Origin of the sequence: Planococcus beijingensis (assembly GCF_016820615.1) — a bacterium.
Taxonomy (GTDB): domain Bacteria; phylum Bacillota; class Bacilli; order Bacillales_A; family Planococcaceae; genus Planococcus; species Planococcus notacanthi.
This window is the reverse complement of record NZ_JADHDZ010000001.1, coordinates 628,276-644,270: the sequence shown is the minus strand read 5'-3', so window position 1 is coordinate 644,270 and position 15,995 is coordinate 628,276. Positions and strand designations below refer to the sequence as shown.

Sequence of the window (15,995 nt, the reverse complement as noted above, 5' to 3'; positions counted from 1 at the left end):
CGTTTTTTCTATGTAAACGGCCTACATGCAGGCCGTTTCTAAATCTATGTTACACACGCAAGAATTTTCTGATGGACATGAAGCTTCCCCAAATCCCGATAAATACACCCATCAGCAAGATCAAGGCGCTTACCTGGTAAATGAATGGTGTAAACTCCAATAGCTGGAATAGTTCGCCACTCAAGCGGGGCTGTGCAAATTCGGTGATTTTGCTGTAAAGCAATGCTACAAGACCAATTGGAATGATGGAACCTAACAGGCCAAGCCACATACCCTCCAAAATAAATGGAATTCGGACAAACCAGTTTGTTGCACCCACCAATTTCATGATTTCAATTTCACGTCGTCTCGCAACAATTGTGATTCGAATCGTATTGGAAATCAAGAACATGGCTGTAAACAGCAATGCAAGGATTAAAATCAACCCGACATTTCTTCCGGCATTCAAGAAATTAAAGAGTTTTTCTATTTTGCCTTCTCCGTACTTCACATCTTCTATATGTTCAAAAGCCGCTATATCTGTGGCCACTTTTTCAGTTTGCTGCGGGTCAAGTGCTTTTACATAAAAAACATCGAACAATGGATTGCTTTGTTCGAATAAGCTTAACTCGTCCCCAAAATCAAGAACCAAGTCAGTCAACTCTTCTTCTTTTGTCGAGAAGTTGGTCGATTCAACACCAGGCATTTCAGTTATTTTCGATTCCAGGTTCTGGACCGTCTCTTCCGAAGCGTCCAAGGAAACGAATACTTTGATTTCAACATCGTTTTCAAGATCATCGGCCACTTTGTTCAAGTTCATCATGATAAGAACAAATACCCCGACCAACAATAACGTTACTGTTACAGCACTTACAGATGCAAATGTCATCCAGCTGTTTCTTCCGATGCTTTTGAAACTTTCTTTGAAATGGCGTACCAATGTTCTACCCTTCATAGCCGTAATCACCTCCAGCTACATCACGGACAATTAATCCGCCTTCTATTGCAATAACGCGATGTCTGAGCGTATTGACGATTTGTTGATTATGCGTTGCCATAATTACAGTTGTTCCTGCTTTGTTGATCCGCTCGAACAAATTCATGATGTCCCATGCTGTCTCCGGATCCAGGTTTCCAGTCGGTTCATCCGCTATCATTACTTTCGGCATGTTGACGATCGAACGCGCAATTGAAACACGTTGCTGTTCGCCACCGGATAATTCAGTCGGAAACATTTTGGCTTTGTGCTTCAAGCCAACCAGATCCAATACTTCCATGACACGCTTTTTGATTGCTTGTGGTTTTTCTTCAATTACTTCCAAGGCAAATGCTACATTTTCATAAACATTCAACTTCGTCAGTAATTTGAAATCCTGAAACACGACTCCGATCTGACGGCGCAGCATCGGAACTTTTCTGTTCTTCAATGTTGCTATATCGATATCATCCACAAACATCTGGCCTGAAGATGGACGTTCTTCGCGATACATCATTTTGATGAATGTTGATTTCCCTGCTCCACTCGGACCTACAATATATACGAATTCTCCTTGTTCGATTTCAACGTTCAGCCCGTTCAAAGCGACAATGCCATTCGGATATTTCTTGTAGACATTTTTCATTTGAATCATTTTATTACCCACCTATTATTAATTGGCTAAATGCCAAAATTATTTCCATAGAATTTTGCAGCAAACTCATTATAACACCTTAAACATATATTTTTATTACATTTCTGTATCATTTAAAATTCAATCTGAATAATCAGAACTATATGAAAAAATACTTCTTGTCGTAATTATAGACCTTTTAAAAACTATTTTTTTCCTTTTTCTAGACATAAATATGCTATTCGGACCTATTTTTTGGCAAAAAAAATAAATCTGCTAATTAGCAGATTTATTTCATGCTTGCTAAGTACTCTGCAACAGCATCGGCTTCTTCACCTTCAATGATGTTTGCTGGCATTGCACCTTTACCATTTTCGATTACTGAGCGAATTTCATCTTGCGATAAACGCGAACCAACATTGTTCAAAGCCGGGAAATTCCCTGCACCTTCCAGGTTTTCACCATGGCAGGAAATGCAATTTTGCTGAACCACTTGTTCCGCATCCACCGCTGCTGCTTCTTCACCGCCACTGTCAGCAGGTGCCTCTTCCGGTTCAGTCGTATCTCCGCCGCCGCACGCACCAAGGATAAGTGCTGATCCGAATAATATAGCCATCAACTGTTTTTTCATTTGGTGACCTCCTCAGATGTATTATCTCTTCCTATTAGAGTATACCAAAGTTACGCCCGTTTAAAACCTTCACCTAAAACTTCTGAGGCATCCGAGACAATAACAAATGCGGAAGGATCGATAAATTTCACCAATTGTTTCAGTTTCGTAAATTCCGTTTGAGGAATAACCACCATCAATAAAGGTTTTTCTGTTCCCGAATAACCTCCGGTTGCAGCCAATTCTGTAACCCCCCGGTCCACTTCTTCATAAATGGCATCACGGATCTCCATTTGTTTTGTAGTAATAATATAAACCAATTTGGATTGGCCAAACCCTACCTGGACAAGGTCGATGGTTTTGGTCGTCACGTAAAGGCCGATCAATGCATAAAGGCCTTTCTCGATATCAAATACCAATGCCGCAGCCAATACGATAAATCCATCAATCATGGCAACACTTGTCCCGAGCGTCAGCCCAGTAAATTTGGTAATGATCTGAGCGGCCAGATCCGTCCCGCCTGTAGATGCTTTCCCCCGGAATACGATTCCTAATCCAAGACCAACCATGATTCCTCCGAACAAAGCCCCAAGCAAAGGATCACGCGTCCATGGTTCCCATGATTCCGTCAGAAAGACGACAAACGGAAGGAATACGGTCCCTACAGCCGTTTTAACGCCAAAATTTTTCCCTAATAAAATCAAGCCTGCAATAAACAAAGGGATATTGAATGCCCATTGCACAAATGCTGGTTTCCATTCAAATAACCCTTTCAATAAAGTACTGATGCCACTTACTCCGCCCGAAGCTACTTCGTTAGGCAGCAAAAACACGTTAAAGGAAATGGCCACAATCGCTGAGCCGATTATGACACTGGCATAATCTATGAAAACCGTCAGCAGTGGATGTGGATCTTTACGGATACGTCTATTTTTTTTAGCCATCTGTTTCTTCCTCTTCTCTGTTATGTTCGGTTAAACCCTGTCAGAGTATACCAAACGCATGGAACTTTGTGAACTTCATTCAAGTAAAGCAAGGCATTCGCCAGACACCCAAAGAAAAAACGCCGCGAAAGCTCATTGGCTTTCGCGGCGTTCGTTTAGAACTGCAGCAATTTTTCACAATCCACTACATAATTCTATTCCATTTTAGAACGCAATAAGGAATTGATAAATCCATCAATATCGCCGTCCATGACGGCACTCAAATTGCCTGTTTCATAATTCGTCCGGTGATCTTTGACCATCGAATAGGGATGGAACACATAAGAACGGATTTGGCTTCCCCATCCGATTTCTTTTTGTTCTCCACGAATTTCAAGAAGACGCGCTTCTTCTTCTTCGATTTTCAGCGCATACAATTTCGCTTTCAACATTTGCATGGCTTTTTCCCGGTTTTTGATCTGCGAACGTTCCTGTTGGCACGTCACAACAGCCCCCGTCGGAAGGTGAGTGATACGGACAGCGGAATCCGTTGTATTGATATGCTGTCCACCGGCGCCGCTTGCCCGATACGTATCGATTTTCAAGTCTTCTGTACGAATATCGATTTCAATTTCACCTGTAAATTCCGGCATGACTTCGCAGGAAACAAAAGAAGTATGACGGCGGCCTGATGAATCAAAAGGCGATATCCGAACCAGGCGATGAACACCTTTTTCAGCTTTCAAGTAGCCATAGGCATTGTGTCCACGAATCCCTAAAGTCACCGATTTAACACCTGCTTCATCTCCAGCCAAGTAATCCAGTGTCTCTACTTTGAATCCGCGTTTTTCAGCCCAGCGTGTGTACATGCGCAAAAGCATTGAACACCAATCCTGAGACTCAGTTCCGCCTGCCCCTGGATGCAACTCCAATATGGCATTGTTTTTGTCATACGGTTCGCTGAGCAGCATCGTCAATTCGTAATCTGCCAGCTTAGAAATGAATTCCTTCATTTCAGTGTTAACATCTTCATGCAACTCTTCATCGTCTTCTTCTCTTAGTAGCTCTAAAGACATTTCCATGTTTTCCTGGGTTTCTACGAAACCGTAATAAGCATTAACGATTTCCTTCAACCCATTCAATTCCGATATGACTGTCTGCGCCGATTCTTGGTTATTCCAAAAATCCGGATCGAGCATCATTTCATCCAATTCCTGTATGCGGGCTTCTTTGTTTTCTAAGTCAAAGAGACCCCCTAAAGTCCGCCAATTTACTGGCTGATTTGTCGAGCTCGTTACGGATGTCTGCTAATTCCATCATTATATGTTCCTCCTCAAAATAACACCGAAGAGCATATGCTCTTCGGTATTTTCACACACTCTTATGAAGCTGTGCCATGGCAATTCTTAAATTTCTTGCCGCTGCCGCATGGGCAAAGTTCATTGCGCCCAACTTCCATGTCTTTGCGGACAGGAGCCTTTTTCTTTTTCGGTGCCGGTCCGTCTTCTTTCGGGTTGACGGCCTGCCCTTTTGCAACTTCTTCACGTTCAAGATTATTGCGGATTTCAGCTTTCATGGAATACTTCGCGACATCTTCTTCGATGGCTTCAACCATTGCCTCGAACATGGCGAATCCTTCACTTTGGTATTCGCGAAGCGGATCATTTTGTCCATAAGCACGCAAATGAATTCCCTGGCGCAACTGATCCATTGCATCAATGTGGTCAATCCATTTCGTATCAATCGAACGAAGCAAGACAACTTTCTCGAATTCACGCATCCGTTCAGGCGTCATCTCAACTTCCTTTTCATCGTAACGCACAGCGACAGCTGCCTTGATGAAGTCGATCAATTCTTCCTGGGTTTTTCCTTGCAGATCAGCTTCAGTGACTGTATCTTCGGGAAGCAGGTTGGCAGCTATTGTTTCAGAAAGTGTCTTCAGGTGCCAGTCTTCCTGTTTTTCCTCAACAGTATGCGTATAAACCATGCGTTCAATAGAGCTATTGATCATATTTTCAACCAATGTACGCATATTGTCAGTGTCCAAAACTTCCATACGCTCTTTGTAGATGATTTCGCGTTGCTGGCGAAGCACATCATCGTATTGGAGCAAGCGTTTCCGTGCATCAAAGTTATTGCCTTCAACCCGTTTTTGTGCTGATTCCACAGAACGTGTCACCATTTTTGATTGCAATGGCTGTGAATCGTCCATGCCTAATTTGCCCATCATGTTGCGCATCGCATCTGATCCAAAGCGGCGCATCAAGTCATCTTCAAGAGACAGGTAGAATTGAGTGACACCCGGATCGCCTTGGCGTCCTGAACGTCCGCGCAGCTGATTATCGATACGGCGTGATTCATGGCGCTCTGTCCCGATAACAGCCAGTCCGCCTGCCTCGATGACACCTTCGCCAAGCTTGATATCTGTACCGCGTCCAGCCATGTTGGTGGCAATCGTAACAGAACCTTTTTGGCCTGCGTTCAAAATGATTTCTGCTTCATGGGCGTGGTTTTTGGCATTCAATACCGAATGCTTGATGCCTTTTTTCGTCAAGTACTCTGAAATGATTTCAGAAGTCTCGATCGCTACAGTACCCACCAATACAGGTTGTCCTTTTGCGTTTCGTTCAGCGATATCGTCGCCTACCGCTTTGTATTTACCGGCAGTTGTAGAATAAATCAAATCTACACGGTCTTCACGGATGATCGGTTTATTCGTCGGAATGACCACAACGTACATATTGTAGATATTGCGGAACTCTTCTTCCTCCGTCTTCGCTGTCCCTGTCATACCGGACAACTTATCATACATACGGAAATAGTTCTGGAATGTAATGGTAGCCATCGTCATAGATTCGTTTTGGATTTCCAGGCCTTCTTTCGCCTCAATTGCCTGGTGAAGCCCATCCGAATAACGGCGCCCTTTCATTAGACGGCCCGTAAATTGGTCGACAATGACGACTTCGCCTTCCTGTACCACGTAATCAACGTCTTTGTGCATGGTGACATATGCCTTTAATGATTGGTTGATCGTGTGGTTCAGCCGCACGTGTTTGATATCAAAAAGATTATCGATCCCAAAGGCTTTCTCAACCTTTTCGATGCCTTCTTCCGTCAACACCACACCTTTGGTCGTTTCATCGTAAGTATAATCCTGGTCTTTTGTCAGAAGGCGTGCAAACGCATTAGACTGCTGATACAATTGCGCCGCTTTGGCTGCCTGTCCGGAAATGATCAGCGGAGTCCGCGCTTCATCGATCAAAATTGAATCGACTTCATCAATTACAGCGTAATTCAATGGCCGCTGAACCATATCTTCTTTGTAAAGGACCATATTATCCCGCAGGTAATCAAAGCCCAATTCGTTGTTGGTGCTATATGTTACGTCAGCCTGATACGCCGCCCGTTTTTCGTCTTTGGTCAAATTGTTCAAGTTCAATCCAACAGATAGTCCAAGCCATTCGTAAAGTTGGCCCATCTCCATAGCATCTCGGCTAGCCAAATATTCGTTGACCGTCACGACATGCACACCTTTTTTGCTGATAGCGTTCAAGTAGACGGCTAAAGTAGAGGTCAAAGTTTTACCTTCACCTGTCTTCATCTCAGAAATATTCCCTTCATGAAGAGAAACAGCCCCCATGATCTGTACGCGGAATGGGTACAGGCCAAGTACACGTTTCGACGCTTCACGAATAGTCGCGAATGCTTCAGGCAGCAAGTCATCCAATGATTCGCCTTTTGCATGGCGTGCGATAAATTCTTCGGTTTTCGCCTTTAATGCATCATCGGACAAAGCTGCAAACTCAGAAGCCAACGCTTCTACCCGATCTGCCGTTTTTTCTAATCGCTTCAAATCCCGTTTATTCGGATCAAATACCTTATTCAATACTCCTAGCATAATTATACCGCTCCCTGCGTAAGTGTCCGCCGGCACCTGTCATGCCGGATGATCGCTTTAGCTTTTATAGTGTTCTTTTAAGTAAAACCTATAAGAACATATTTACCCAAATCATCATCGGTTGTTTCAAAAAAAATCTCACTATTCATTTTAACACTGCGCTGAAATGCGTGCAAATTATGGATTCTCTTTCTTTGTCGTTAAAGCGCCTGAATCCGCCATCTATTGTCTCTAAAGCCTAATATGAAAAATGTTTCCTATCGAAAAAAGCAACTAAAAAAGCCTCTCGCAAGGAGAGGCTTTAACATCCTATTGGAGATGCCTTTATTGTGCAGAAGTCTCGATCAGTCCGTAGCTTCCGTCTTTTCGTTTATAGACAATATTCGTTTCATTGGATTCTGCATCCGTGAAGACGAAGAAGTTATGCCCAAGCATGTTCATCTGTAAAACCGCTTCTTCTTCATCCATCGGTTTCAAGTCGAACTGTTTAGTGCGAACGATTGTCAAATCTTCTTCTTCTTCCTCAATTTCATTCTGTGCACGTGTATCATTTTCTGCTGTTGCAAAAGCAAGCCCAATGCCATCCCGCTCACGGAATTTGCGGTTGACTTTAGTTTTGTACTTACGGATTTGGCGCTCTAGTTTGCTGACGATCAAATCAATTGCAGCATACATATCATCATGCCGTTCTTCAGCACGTAATGTTAAATTTTTCATTGGTATTGTGACTTCCACTTTTGTTTGGCTATGATTGTAGGATTTTAAGTTGACCATCGCGGTAGCATTTGCTCCGTCGGTAAAATAGCGTTCAATTTTTTCCACTTTCTTTTCGATGTGGTCGCGTATTGCGGGAGTTACCTCAATATTTTCGCCTCTGATGTTAAATTGCAACATGTTAACTCCTCCTTCTATTGTGCTACTTGTACAATTCTACATCTTCCCTAGTCTTTCCTTCTTAAAACCAAAAAAGTTTTAAGAACATGGATTACAGGTAAACATTATGACAAGGAGATGAAGTTCATGTTCACTAATAAAACCATTGTCGTTACAGGAGCATCGCAAGGAATTGGCCGCAGCATTGCCACACATTTCGCAGCTGAAAATGCGCGTGTTATCGGGTTAGATATCCAACCGGTCGAATTGGAGAACGTGGAATACCGAAAATGCGATGTGGGAGATTTCACGGAAGTAATGGCTGTATTCAAAAAAATCCATGAGGATTACGGTGCTATCCATGCATTGATCAACAATGCCGGGATTTCAACGTTCAAATCCATCTGGGAAGTGGATGAACAGGAATGGGATCAGGTTCTGGACACTAACTTAAAAAGTGTCTTCATCTGCAGCCGTGAAGCAGCTCGCTATATGAAAGACGATATCCGTTCCATCATTAACATGGCCTCGACACGGGCTTTCATGTCGGAACCCAATACAGAAACCTATTCGGCATCAAAAGGCGGCATTTTCGCATTGACCCATTCACTCGCCGCCACTTTCAGCGAACAAGGAATCCGCGTCAACTCAATCGCTCCAGGCTGGATCCATACTGGGGACACTGCCGAATTGCGCGATGTGGACCACAAGCAGCATTGGAGCGGACGCGTCGGAAATCCCGACGACATCGCACGGGCTTGCCTGTTTCTGAGCAATCCACAAAACTCATTCATCACGGGCGAATGCCTGAATATCGACGGCGGCATGACAAGAAAAATGATATACGAGCACTAAAAAACCGGCCAAGGCCGGTTCAGCTTGTAGACAAAAGAATAGTTATATCCTTTAAAGAATAATTATTCATTTTATCTTATTTACACCAGATCCTGCGCTCCAGGCGGACGCTTTCCTGCGGGCTCGCGCCGAACTAACTCGGACTGACGCCCGAGTGGATTTCGGCACTTCACTATCCCGCTGGAGTCGCCGCCTTGCGCTACGGATCCTTTGATGGATTTACCAAGTTTGTTTGGACGATGTCTTCGGGATTCTGACTAGCAAGCCCTTTTCTTTGATTAGAGCTACACGCCCCCGACCGGGCTGGCCACGGAGACTCCTGTGGGACAGCGAAAGCTGAAGACCCCGCAGGCACGCAGTGACGAGGAGGCTGAAGCTGAGCCCACGGAACGCGAAGTGGCCGGACCGGTTGGGGGTATGCACCGCTATTCATTTTGTAAAGACTTTGTCTACAGTCTGAACCGGCCAAGGCCGGTTTTATTTCATTTCTATTTCTTTCAGTTCTCTGATTTCATTTAAAATAAGCATTTCCTTGATTGAATTGCGTTCGAAATCTGCACCGTAGATCCAGCCTTCCTCGTATTGCTGTTTCCAGACAATCGTTGCGCCTGACCGGATTGTTTCGTGGTTTAAGACAAATTCCAGTCTGACATTTTCTTCTCCCGGCTGCAATTCCCTTTCGGAAAACAATTTGGCTCCTTTTGGGGAAACATCAAGCATTAGGCCATATATTTTAGTTGTCTTGGGTGGACTTTCTGCTGCCCCCAATACGTGCATATGGATTTCCGGCGGTGTGCCGAAGGTGTAACGAAAACTTTCTGACCTTTTATAAAACATTCATGTCCCTCCTCGTTATCCTGTATTATAACTTTATCTATTAGGCACGGATGAGCGCCAGAATGGTAATTTCTTTGACGCCTTCCGCTTTTAAGGCTTTCGCAGCCATTCTCATTGTGCTTCCTGTGGTGTACAGATCATCGAACAGTAGCACTTTTTCAGGGACCGGTTTTCCATTCCACCAAAAGACATCTTCCGAAGCAATTCGATCAGCTTTTGATTTCCCTGCCAGTCTTACTTCGTTTTTCTCGAGATAGTGGACATAAGGCAGAGAGGCCGCATCCAACAGCCGATCGACTTGTGGAAACGTACGCTCTTTCAATTTGTTTTCATTCATTGGAATTGGAACGATCACTGCTTTTTGGCTGCGCAGCTCTTCCCGCAGGACTGGTGCGAACACTTCTGCCAACACGATATCTTTTAAAAACTTATATTGATGCAAGTATTCTTTCATTGCAAGGTTGTAGCGGAATAAACTTTTGCCGGAGTCAATCACTCCGGCGTAGGCTGTCGTTTCCCATTTGCTGCAGTCGGAGCAGATGTCTGTTCCTAACCCCCCGCAAATACGGCAGCCTTTTTCCAGCCGTTCGAAACTGCTGCGGCACCGGCTGCAGATTACTTCTTCCAGGTCGTTTAAAAAAAGGCTTCGCCAATTTGCTTGGAGAGGCATATCCCGCTCGCATAAATAACAGTTCATCGGCGGCTCCCTCCATTATAGGAAATGATTAACTGCTTGGCTTTATCCATTTGGCGAACAATGCCATTATGGAAAAACACAACTTCTCCATCGGGATAATCCACTGATCTTCCAGCCCGTCCGGCAATTTGAATCAAAGCAGCCGCATTGAAAACAGGCTGATCAGCGCCCACTACTGCCACTTGCACATTAGGAATCGTGATTCCACGCTCAAGGATGGTCGATGTCAGAACTCCTGGGATTTTCCTTTGGCGCAGCTTCATCACTTTTTCTTTTCTGTCTGGATCTTTTGAATGCACCGCCGCAATTTCCGGATGGCGCTCTTGCAATAAAGGGATGGCCTGCTCAATCATTTCGATTGTCGGAAAAAACACAAGAAACGGCTCTTCTTTTTCTATTTTTTCATCTACCCAGGCAATCAGTTTTTTGGGAATCTTCCCTTTTGCAAAAGTTTTGTCGTATCCCCATAATGACCGGAATTCAGGAATCGGCAAAGGATGCCCATGAAAGCGCTGAAAAATTAGAGATATCTCCGGCACTTGCTTCTGCAATTGATCCGAAGGAGTAGCAGATACATAAACAATAGGTGCGTCTTTCTTCCGCGCTTTTATGACTGCATTTTTTAAAGCAAGGTCATAAGAATAGGGAAATGCATCCGCTTCATCGACGATCATGACATCGAAGGCATTTTGAAATCGGTATAATTGATGGGTCGTTGCAATGACCAGCGACGCAAAACCCGATTCTTCCGGAGAATTCCCGTACAAGCTGTGGATGATTGTATCCGGAAAGACGACACGCAAGCGCGGTGAAAGTTCCAAAACGACATCCGTTCTGGGTGCAGCGACACAAACTCGTTGCCCTTTTTGCAACGCAGCGAAAATCGGCGGAAACAGCAACTCCGTTTTTCCTGCTCCACAGACGGCGTATACAAGATGGTCATTTTGTTGAAAGAGGCTTTTTTGAACTTCCTGGGAAGCTCTTTCCTGCAAAGGTGTGAGGCTGCCATTCCAGTGAAAAGAATGGCTCTGAGGAGTAATCGTTGAAGGAGATGACCAGGTGATCAATTCTGTACAGGAACTGACGCGTCCCATTCTAATGCAATGTCTGCAATAATAACAGATGCCGACACATGCACTGCAGAAAAAAGAAATAATTTTTTGTGGTGACTTTTCGAGGCAACGGGCACACTGAAGCTCATCCGTAATGCCTCGGCTGATGCTGATTTTCCCGTTTAAAATAGCCTGATCAATCTGCTCTTTTGGAAAGGGTGTGAAATTTCTAAGCCACACCCGTCCAGTCAGAAACTCTTCTATATTTTTCATGGACTACCACCTTTCGATAGAGAAAAAGCCTCAGCAGGTTTATTTCTTCACCCAACCAAGACCCATTGCTCCTTCTCCTAAATGTGTTCCGATGACTGGCCCAAAATAGGAAATTTCAAAATCTACTTCAGGACAGGCAATCTCCAATTCTTCTTTCCATTGTTCAGCTTCTTCCGGCCGGTTCGCATGGATAATCGTTGCCTGGAATTCCAAACCTTCGTTGACGTCTGCTTTCAATAAATCAACAATCCGGTTCATCGCTTTTTTGCGTGTCCGTATTTTTTCAAACGGGACAATGACTTTTTCCTGGAAATGCAGAATCGGTTTGATTTGCAGCATACCGCCAACCAGCGCCTGTGCAGTCGACAATCGTCCGCCACGCTGCAGGTGTTTCAGGTCTTCCACCATGAAGTAAGCACGCAAGGTTTTTTTCATTTCGTTTAATTCGGTTAAAATCGTTTGGGCATCTGCTCCATCTTCAGCCATTTTTGCGGCCTTAATTGCATAAAACCCCTGTAGGCCACAAGTAAGTTCTGTATCAAAAGAATAAACTTTGACGCCATCAACCATTTCAGCAGCCTGTTTGGAACCTGCGTAGGTGCCACTGATGCCGCTCGACAAATGGATGGATACAACTTCAGCGTGGTCGGCTGAAAGATCTTCATACAGCGCAACGAATTCTCCCAGAGGCGGCTGTGAAGTTTTCGGAAATTCTTCTTTAGCTTTCTGATAAAATACTTCTTCTGTTAAATCTATTTCTTTAAATGACTGGTTCCCAAACGTCACTTCTAGTGAAACTGTATGGATCTTTAATGCTTCACGTGTTTTTATAGGCAAATAAGATGTGCTATCTGTTACAATTGCTGTTTTCATTACTCGATCAAGCCCCCCTTGCTAGTTTACCAAAAAAAGACATAGAAAAGACATAATGTGAAAAGTCACAATAAAAAAAATCCCGCACATAGCGGGATATCTTTTATTGATTACCGATAAAGTGAACGCTAGTTACTTTCCATTCATCATTCTCTTTTTTGAATACGACCACTTGGCGTCCTGACTGCTCGATGGCGTCAGATGACTTTGCATCTTTCATCTTAACATTCAGTGTTGCAAAAACTTCCGCACGGCTTTCTTCATATTTGACAATTGTTTCGTCATTGGTTTCATATTTGCTGTCAAAAGCTTCAAAAGCCTGAGCCAATGCTGCTTTGTCTTCTTCGCGATCGAAACCGTCCGGTTCTTGTGCAATGGTTTCCATATACCGATCAATATCTTCAGAATTGAAAGCAGCAATATATTCATCATAGGCAGCAAGAAGTTCACTTGCCTTTTCTTCAGGCACATCTGCTTCAATGACATTTCCTTCATCATCTACTGTAAAGCCGACTTTTTCATCCTTATTTTCTTTAATGCCATGGTCAACAGCATTATTTTCATTAGAGGCGTTGCCGTCTTCAACTGTATTTCCATTGACTGAAGGTTCTTCTGAATTCGAACAGGCAGCTAGCGTCAAAATCAGCCCAACCGCAATAATCATTTTTTTCATCACGCATTCCTCCTGCGCTTCATTTTGCCATAGGCAGATGGCGAATACAATGAAGAAACTGTGTCATCTGCCAAAACGGAATTTTTTTCAGTTTTGCGGTACACTAGAAAGTAAAAAAGGAGGCATCGTATGGAAAAAAGAGATGCACGGCAGATACTTGAACAGAAAATGAAGGAAACACGGCCTCAGTGGAGCCGCAAACAGCCTGTCCGTCCTAAGAAGTACAAGTCGAGCATGCAAAAAGTCGAAGACTATGTCGTCCTCGATTTCGAAACCACCGGCTTGCGTGCAGGAAGCGATAAAATCATCCAAATCGGTGCTGTAAAATACATCAACCACGAGCGCATGGAAACGATGTATCTCATGGTCAATCCCAAATGCTTCATTTCGAGCACCATCACCCGAATTACCGGCATCACCAATAAAGACGTAGAAAACGCCCCCACCATCGAAGAAATTGCACATGAACTGATCGCTTTTATCGGCGGTTTGCCACTTATTGCACATAATGCACCTTTTGATATGGGCTTCCTTTACGCTTTGGAAGAAATCACGCCCATTCCTGAATACACGGTTATTGATACAGTCAAATTGGCGAGAAAAGCGATCACTCAGACACCCAACCACAAACTAACCACCTTGACCGCTTTTCTAAAGCTCGAGCATGACGCCCACGATGCATTAGGCGACTGCCTGGCAACAGCGGCCATCTACCAATATTGCTACGACCGGCTTTAAAGAAAGAAGCTGGCATCTGCAAATAATGATGTTCAATGCACAGTTAAGTTTGCTAATAAAAAAGACGGTGTACCTGCCTTTTGGCAGATACACCGTCTTCACTATTTGGCAGTTATCTTACTTCCACCCAACCGTTTTTAATAGCCGTTACAACTGCTTGCGTCCGATCATTGACCTGCATTTTCTGTAAAATGCTCGACACGTGGTTTTTGACTGTTTTCTCAGAGATGAACAGAGTTTCCCCGATGACGCGATTGCTTTGGCCATCCGTCAATAATTGAAGAACTTCACTTTCGCGTTTCGTCAATAAATGATAAGGACGACGGATTTCCGTTTGATGGAAAGAACCTTTATTTTCACGTTCGCTTAGACGGCGGAATTCCATCACTAAGTTGCGTGTAACTTTTGGATGTAAATAAGAACCGCCTTTCGCTACAACTTTAATTGCTTGAATAATCGCATCTGCATCCATTTCTTTAAGCATATAACCTAAAGCACCAGTTTTCAAAGCATGGGTCACATAAGATTCATCATCGTGAATGGACAGCATAATGACTTTTGCATCCGGGAACTTTTCAATCAATTCCCCAGTAGCTTCTACACCATTTTTTTGTGGCATATTGATATCCATCAATACCACATCTGGTTGATTTTCTTCATATAATTTGATGACTTCGTTGCCGTCTCCGCCTTCAGCAACGACTTCAAATGAACTTTCAAAATCTAAAATTCTCTTTACACCTTCACGGAAAAGTTGGTGATCGTCAATAATAATTATTTTTGTCATTATGTCGTCCTCCTCGAATACCCTATCTTATATACCCTTTTCAAAAGGTATATGAAACATTAAGACTGTACCGTTCCCTGGCGAAGAATTAATGAAAAACTCTCCTTCGACCAATTCAATTCTTTCTCTCATACCTGCTAATCCGAATGATTGGTGTTTGACAATTCCTTGGTCAAAACCAGTTCCGTTATCTGTTACTGTAATTTTCACCTGGTCTTTCAACCAGTCCATTTCAACTGTAATTTCAGAAGATTTCCCATGGCGTATCGCATTTGAAATACCTTCTTGCACCAGACGGAAAATAGCGGTTTCGTATTTGTTCGGCAACCGCACTTCTTTTCCAATCGATTGAAAATCCATCCTGATGCCTTTGTTGTACTCTTCGATGGTATCCATGTATTTCTTCAGCGTAGGCACAAGTCCTAAATCATCCAATGCCATAGGCCGTAAATCGTATATGATTCTCCTGACCTCCGTAAGCGCCTGCCTGACCATATCCTTTAATGACGTAATCTCTTGAAAAGCGGGTTCAGGGCCTTTTTCACGATATGTCTTCTCAATTAAATCGGAACGAAGCAACACGTTAGCCATCATTTGGGCAGGTCCATCATGGATTTCCCTTGAGAGACGTTTTCTTTCTTCCTCTTGCGCTTCAATGATGCGGAGGCTATAATCTTGACTTGACTTATTCTTGCCGACGGCTTCATCAGCATTCTCGAAATCTGAAGTCAAATAGCTGCCGGCGACATTGATTTGATTGACCAAGCTTTCCGCCCGCTCTATTGTCTGCAGTAAAACTTGAAGTCTGCGCTGCAATTTATCACGCTTTTGCCGATACTTTTTTTCTTCGTTCCGGTTGAGTGATAATTGTACTTGAAGATTATTTGCCTGCTCGTATACTTGGCGAACCTGACTCTCTGTGAAAGAGTTGAAAAATTGCGAAACCTCAGCCAACCGCCGTCGAGCTGCACGTGTCTTTTCTTCCAAAAGATCTCCATCTTCAATCACTCGAGCAATATTGATGCGGACATCTTCCAATTCGTCTTTCATCTTTTCATAACTTTGGCGACTTTCTTCACTAATGACGAAAATATCTTGTTTGGCCTGTTCTATTCCAGCAAGCATTTCATTAAAAATAGAATCAGGTGTTTTTGCACCGATTTTCTTTGCCATTCTAAAACCGCCTTAGCTATACTGACTGTATCAGGTAAAAACCTTAATTCTTTATACCTTGTCGGCTGTATTAAGTATATCACTTTATAAGCAAGACCATATTAAATATACGTTACAAATTATCTGATTTCATTCTACAACAGG

The 15,995-nt window shown here is 43.4% G+C and carries 16 protein-coding genes; 2 read left to right on the top strand and 14 right to left on the bottom strand.

Features of this window, described 5'->3' with window-relative positions:
- Nucleotides 1-49 precede the first annotated feature (49 nt).
- The 7 genes from ftsX to hpf form a co-directional block, all read right to left on the bottom strand.
- The gene (gene ftsX, locus IRE19_RS02980; protein ID WP_191713841.1) at nt 50-934 is read right to left on the bottom strand and encodes a permease-like cell division protein FtsX; all 885 of its coding nucleotides are present in this window, start codon (nt 932-934) and stop codon (nt 50-52) included.
- Nucleotides 924-1,610 (bottom strand): cell division ATP-binding protein FtsE, encoded by a 687-nt coding sequence (gene ftsE / locus IRE19_RS02975; RefSeq protein WP_191713840.1) that lies wholly within the window; start codon nt 1,608-1,610, stop codon nt 924-926. Before ftsE ends, ftsX begins: the two co-directional genes overlap by 11 nt.
- 268 nt (nt 1,611-1,878) lie before the next feature.
- On the bottom strand, nt 1,879-2,220 hold the full coding sequence (gene cccB / locus IRE19_RS02970) for a cytochrome c551 (RefSeq protein WP_191713839.1): 342 nt from the start codon (nt 2,218-2,220) through the stop codon (nt 1,879-1,881).
- Between the two features lie 50 nt (nt 2,221-2,270).
- Nucleotides 2,271-3,143, bottom strand: coding sequence for a YitT family protein (locus IRE19_RS02965; protein ID WP_191713838.1), 873 nt, complete (start codon nt 3,141-3,143; stop codon nt 2,271-2,273).
- A gap of 194 nt (nt 3,144-3,337) precedes the next feature.
- Nucleotides 3,338-4,439 (bottom strand): peptide chain release factor 2 gene (gene prfB / locus IRE19_RS02960; protein WP_191714484.1). Its coding sequence is split into 2 segments (ribosomal slippage): nt 3,338-4,366 and nt 4,368-4,439, totalling 1,101 coding nucleotides; the frame shifts between segments, so codons are not numbered across the junction.
- Nucleotides 4,440-4,503: 64 nt separating this feature from the next.
- On the bottom strand, nt 4,504-7,020 hold the full coding sequence (gene secA, locus IRE19_RS02955) for a preprotein translocase subunit SecA (protein WP_191713837.1): 2,517 nt from the start codon (nt 7,018-7,020) through the stop codon (nt 4,504-4,506).
- A gap of 324 nt (nt 7,021-7,344) precedes the next feature.
- Complete coding sequence (gene hpf / locus IRE19_RS02950; RefSeq protein ID WP_284700299.1) at nt 7,345-7,914, bottom strand: ribosome hibernation-promoting factor, HPF/YfiA family; 570 nt, start codon at nt 7,912-7,914, stop codon at nt 7,345-7,347.
- 126 nt (nt 7,915-8,040) lie between these two features.
- Here hpf and IRE19_RS02945 point away from each other — a divergent pair, with 126 nt between their 5' ends.
- Nucleotides 8,041-8,748 carry an SDR family NAD(P)-dependent oxidoreductase gene (locus IRE19_RS02945; RefSeq protein WP_191713836.1) on the top strand — a complete coding sequence of 236 codons (708 nt, stop codon included), beginning with the start codon at nt 8,041-8,043 and terminating at the stop codon, nt 8,746-8,748.
- A gap of 477 nt (nt 8,749-9,225) precedes the next feature.
- On the opposite strand, the gene IRE19_RS02940 is transcribed toward IRE19_RS02945, so the two are convergent.
- From IRE19_RS02940 to IRE19_RS02920, 5 genes are all read right to left on the bottom strand, one after another.
- Nucleotides 9,226-9,585 (bottom strand): PilZ domain-containing protein, encoded by a 360-nt coding sequence (locus IRE19_RS02940; protein WP_203339290.1) that lies wholly within the window; start codon nt 9,583-9,585, stop codon nt 9,226-9,228.
- Between the two features lie 40 nt (nt 9,586-9,625).
- Nucleotides 9,626-10,282: a ComF family protein gene (locus IRE19_RS18390; RefSeq protein ID WP_238943039.1), complete on the bottom strand. Its 657-nt coding sequence runs from the start codon at nt 10,280-10,282 to the stop codon at nt 9,626-9,628.
- Nucleotides 10,279-11,607 (bottom strand): ATP-dependent helicase ComFA, encoded by a 1,329-nt coding sequence (locus IRE19_RS02930; protein WP_203339289.1) that lies wholly within the window; start codon nt 11,605-11,607, stop codon nt 10,279-10,281. The genes IRE19_RS18390 and IRE19_RS02930 overlap by 4 nt, the downstream gene beginning before the upstream one ends.
- A 39-nt stretch (nt 11,608-11,646) precedes the next feature.
- Nucleotides 11,647-12,480, bottom strand: coding sequence for a DegV family protein (locus IRE19_RS02925; RefSeq protein ID WP_203339288.1), 834 nt, complete (start codon nt 12,478-12,480; stop codon nt 11,647-11,649).
- A gap of 103 nt (nt 12,481-12,583) precedes the next feature.
- On the bottom strand, nt 12,584-13,153 hold the full coding sequence (locus IRE19_RS02920) for a DUF4440 domain-containing protein (protein WP_191714481.1): 570 nt from the start codon (nt 13,151-13,153) through the stop codon (nt 12,584-12,586).
- Between the two features lie 129 nt (nt 13,154-13,282).
- Here IRE19_RS02920 and IRE19_RS02915 point away from each other — a divergent pair, with 129 nt between their 5' ends.
- Nucleotides 13,283-13,891 (top strand): 3'-5' exonuclease, encoded by a 609-nt coding sequence (locus tag IRE19_RS02915; RefSeq protein ID WP_203339287.1) that lies wholly within the window; start codon nt 13,283-13,285, stop codon nt 13,889-13,891.
- Nucleotides 13,892-14,003: 112 nt separating this feature from the next.
- Here IRE19_RS02915 and IRE19_RS02910 read toward each other — a convergent pair whose 3' ends face one another.
- Both IRE19_RS02910 and IRE19_RS02905 read right to left on the bottom strand, forming a co-directional pair.
- A complete protein-coding gene (locus IRE19_RS02910; RefSeq protein WP_191713831.1) occupies nt 14,004-14,678 on the bottom strand; it encodes a response regulator in 675 nt (224 codons plus the stop codon).
- A 27-nt stretch (nt 14,679-14,705) separates the two neighbouring features.
- Nucleotides 14,706-15,851: a sensor histidine kinase gene (locus IRE19_RS02905; RefSeq protein ID WP_203339286.1), complete on the bottom strand. Its 1,146-nt coding sequence runs from the start codon at nt 15,849-15,851 to the stop codon at nt 14,706-14,708.
- Nucleotides 15,852-15,995: the final 144 nt, after the last annotated feature.

What these genes read in the sequence shown, in the direction of transcription:
- ftsX (WP_191713841.1), bottom strand. Translation starts at nt 934, where the DNA reads ATGAAGGGTAGAACATTGGTACGCCATTTCAAAGAAAGTTTCAAAAGC.
- ftsE (WP_191713840.1), bottom strand. Translation starts at nt 1,610, where the DNA reads ATGATTCAAATGAAAAATGTCTACAAGAAATATCCGAATGGCATTGTC.
- cccB (WP_191713839.1), bottom strand. Translation starts at nt 2,220, where the DNA reads ATGAAAAAACAGTTGATGGCTATATTATTCGGATCAGCACTTATCCTT.
- IRE19_RS02965 (WP_191713838.1), bottom strand. Translation starts at nt 3,143, where the DNA reads ATGGCTAAAAAAAATAGACGTATCCGTAAAGATCCACATCCACTGCTG.
- secA (WP_191713837.1), bottom strand. Translation starts at nt 7,020, where the DNA reads ATGCTAGGAGTATTGAATAAGGTATTTGATCCGAATAAACGGGATTTG.
- hpf (WP_284700299.1), bottom strand. Translation starts at nt 7,914, where the DNA reads ATGTTGCAATTTAACATCAGAGGCGAAAATATTGAGGTAACTCCCGCA.
- IRE19_RS02945 (WP_191713836.1), top strand. Translation starts at nt 8,041, where the DNA reads ATGTTCACTAATAAAACCATTGTCGTTACAGGAGCATCGCAAGGAATT.
- IRE19_RS02940 (WP_203339290.1), bottom strand. Translation starts at nt 9,585, where the DNA reads ATGTTTTATAAAAGGTCAGAAAGTTTTCGTTACACCTTCGGCACACCG.
- IRE19_RS18390 (WP_238943039.1), bottom strand. Translation starts at nt 10,282, where the DNA reads ATGAACTGTTATTTATGCGAGCGGGATATGCCTCTCCAAGCAAATTGG.
- IRE19_RS02930 (WP_203339289.1), bottom strand. Translation starts at nt 11,607, where the DNA reads ATGAAAAATATAGAAGAGTTTCTGACTGGACGGGTGTGGCTTAGAAAT.
- IRE19_RS02925 (WP_203339288.1), bottom strand. Translation starts at nt 12,480, where the DNA reads ATGAAAACAGCAATTGTAACAGATAGCACATCTTATTTGCCTATAAAA.
- IRE19_RS02920 (WP_191714481.1), bottom strand. Translation starts at nt 13,153, where the DNA reads ATGAAAAAAATGATTATTGCGGTTGGGCTGATTTTGACGCTAGCTGCC.
- IRE19_RS02915 (WP_203339287.1), top strand. Translation starts at nt 13,283, where the DNA reads ATGGAAAAAAGAGATGCACGGCAGATACTTGAACAGAAAATGAAGGAA.
- IRE19_RS02910 (WP_191713831.1), bottom strand. Translation starts at nt 14,678, where the DNA reads ATGACAAAAATAATTATTATTGACGATCACCAACTTTTCCGTGAAGGT.
- IRE19_RS02905 (WP_203339286.1), bottom strand. Translation starts at nt 15,851, where the DNA reads ATGGCAAAGAAAATCGGTGCAAAAACACCTGATTCTATTTTTAATGAA.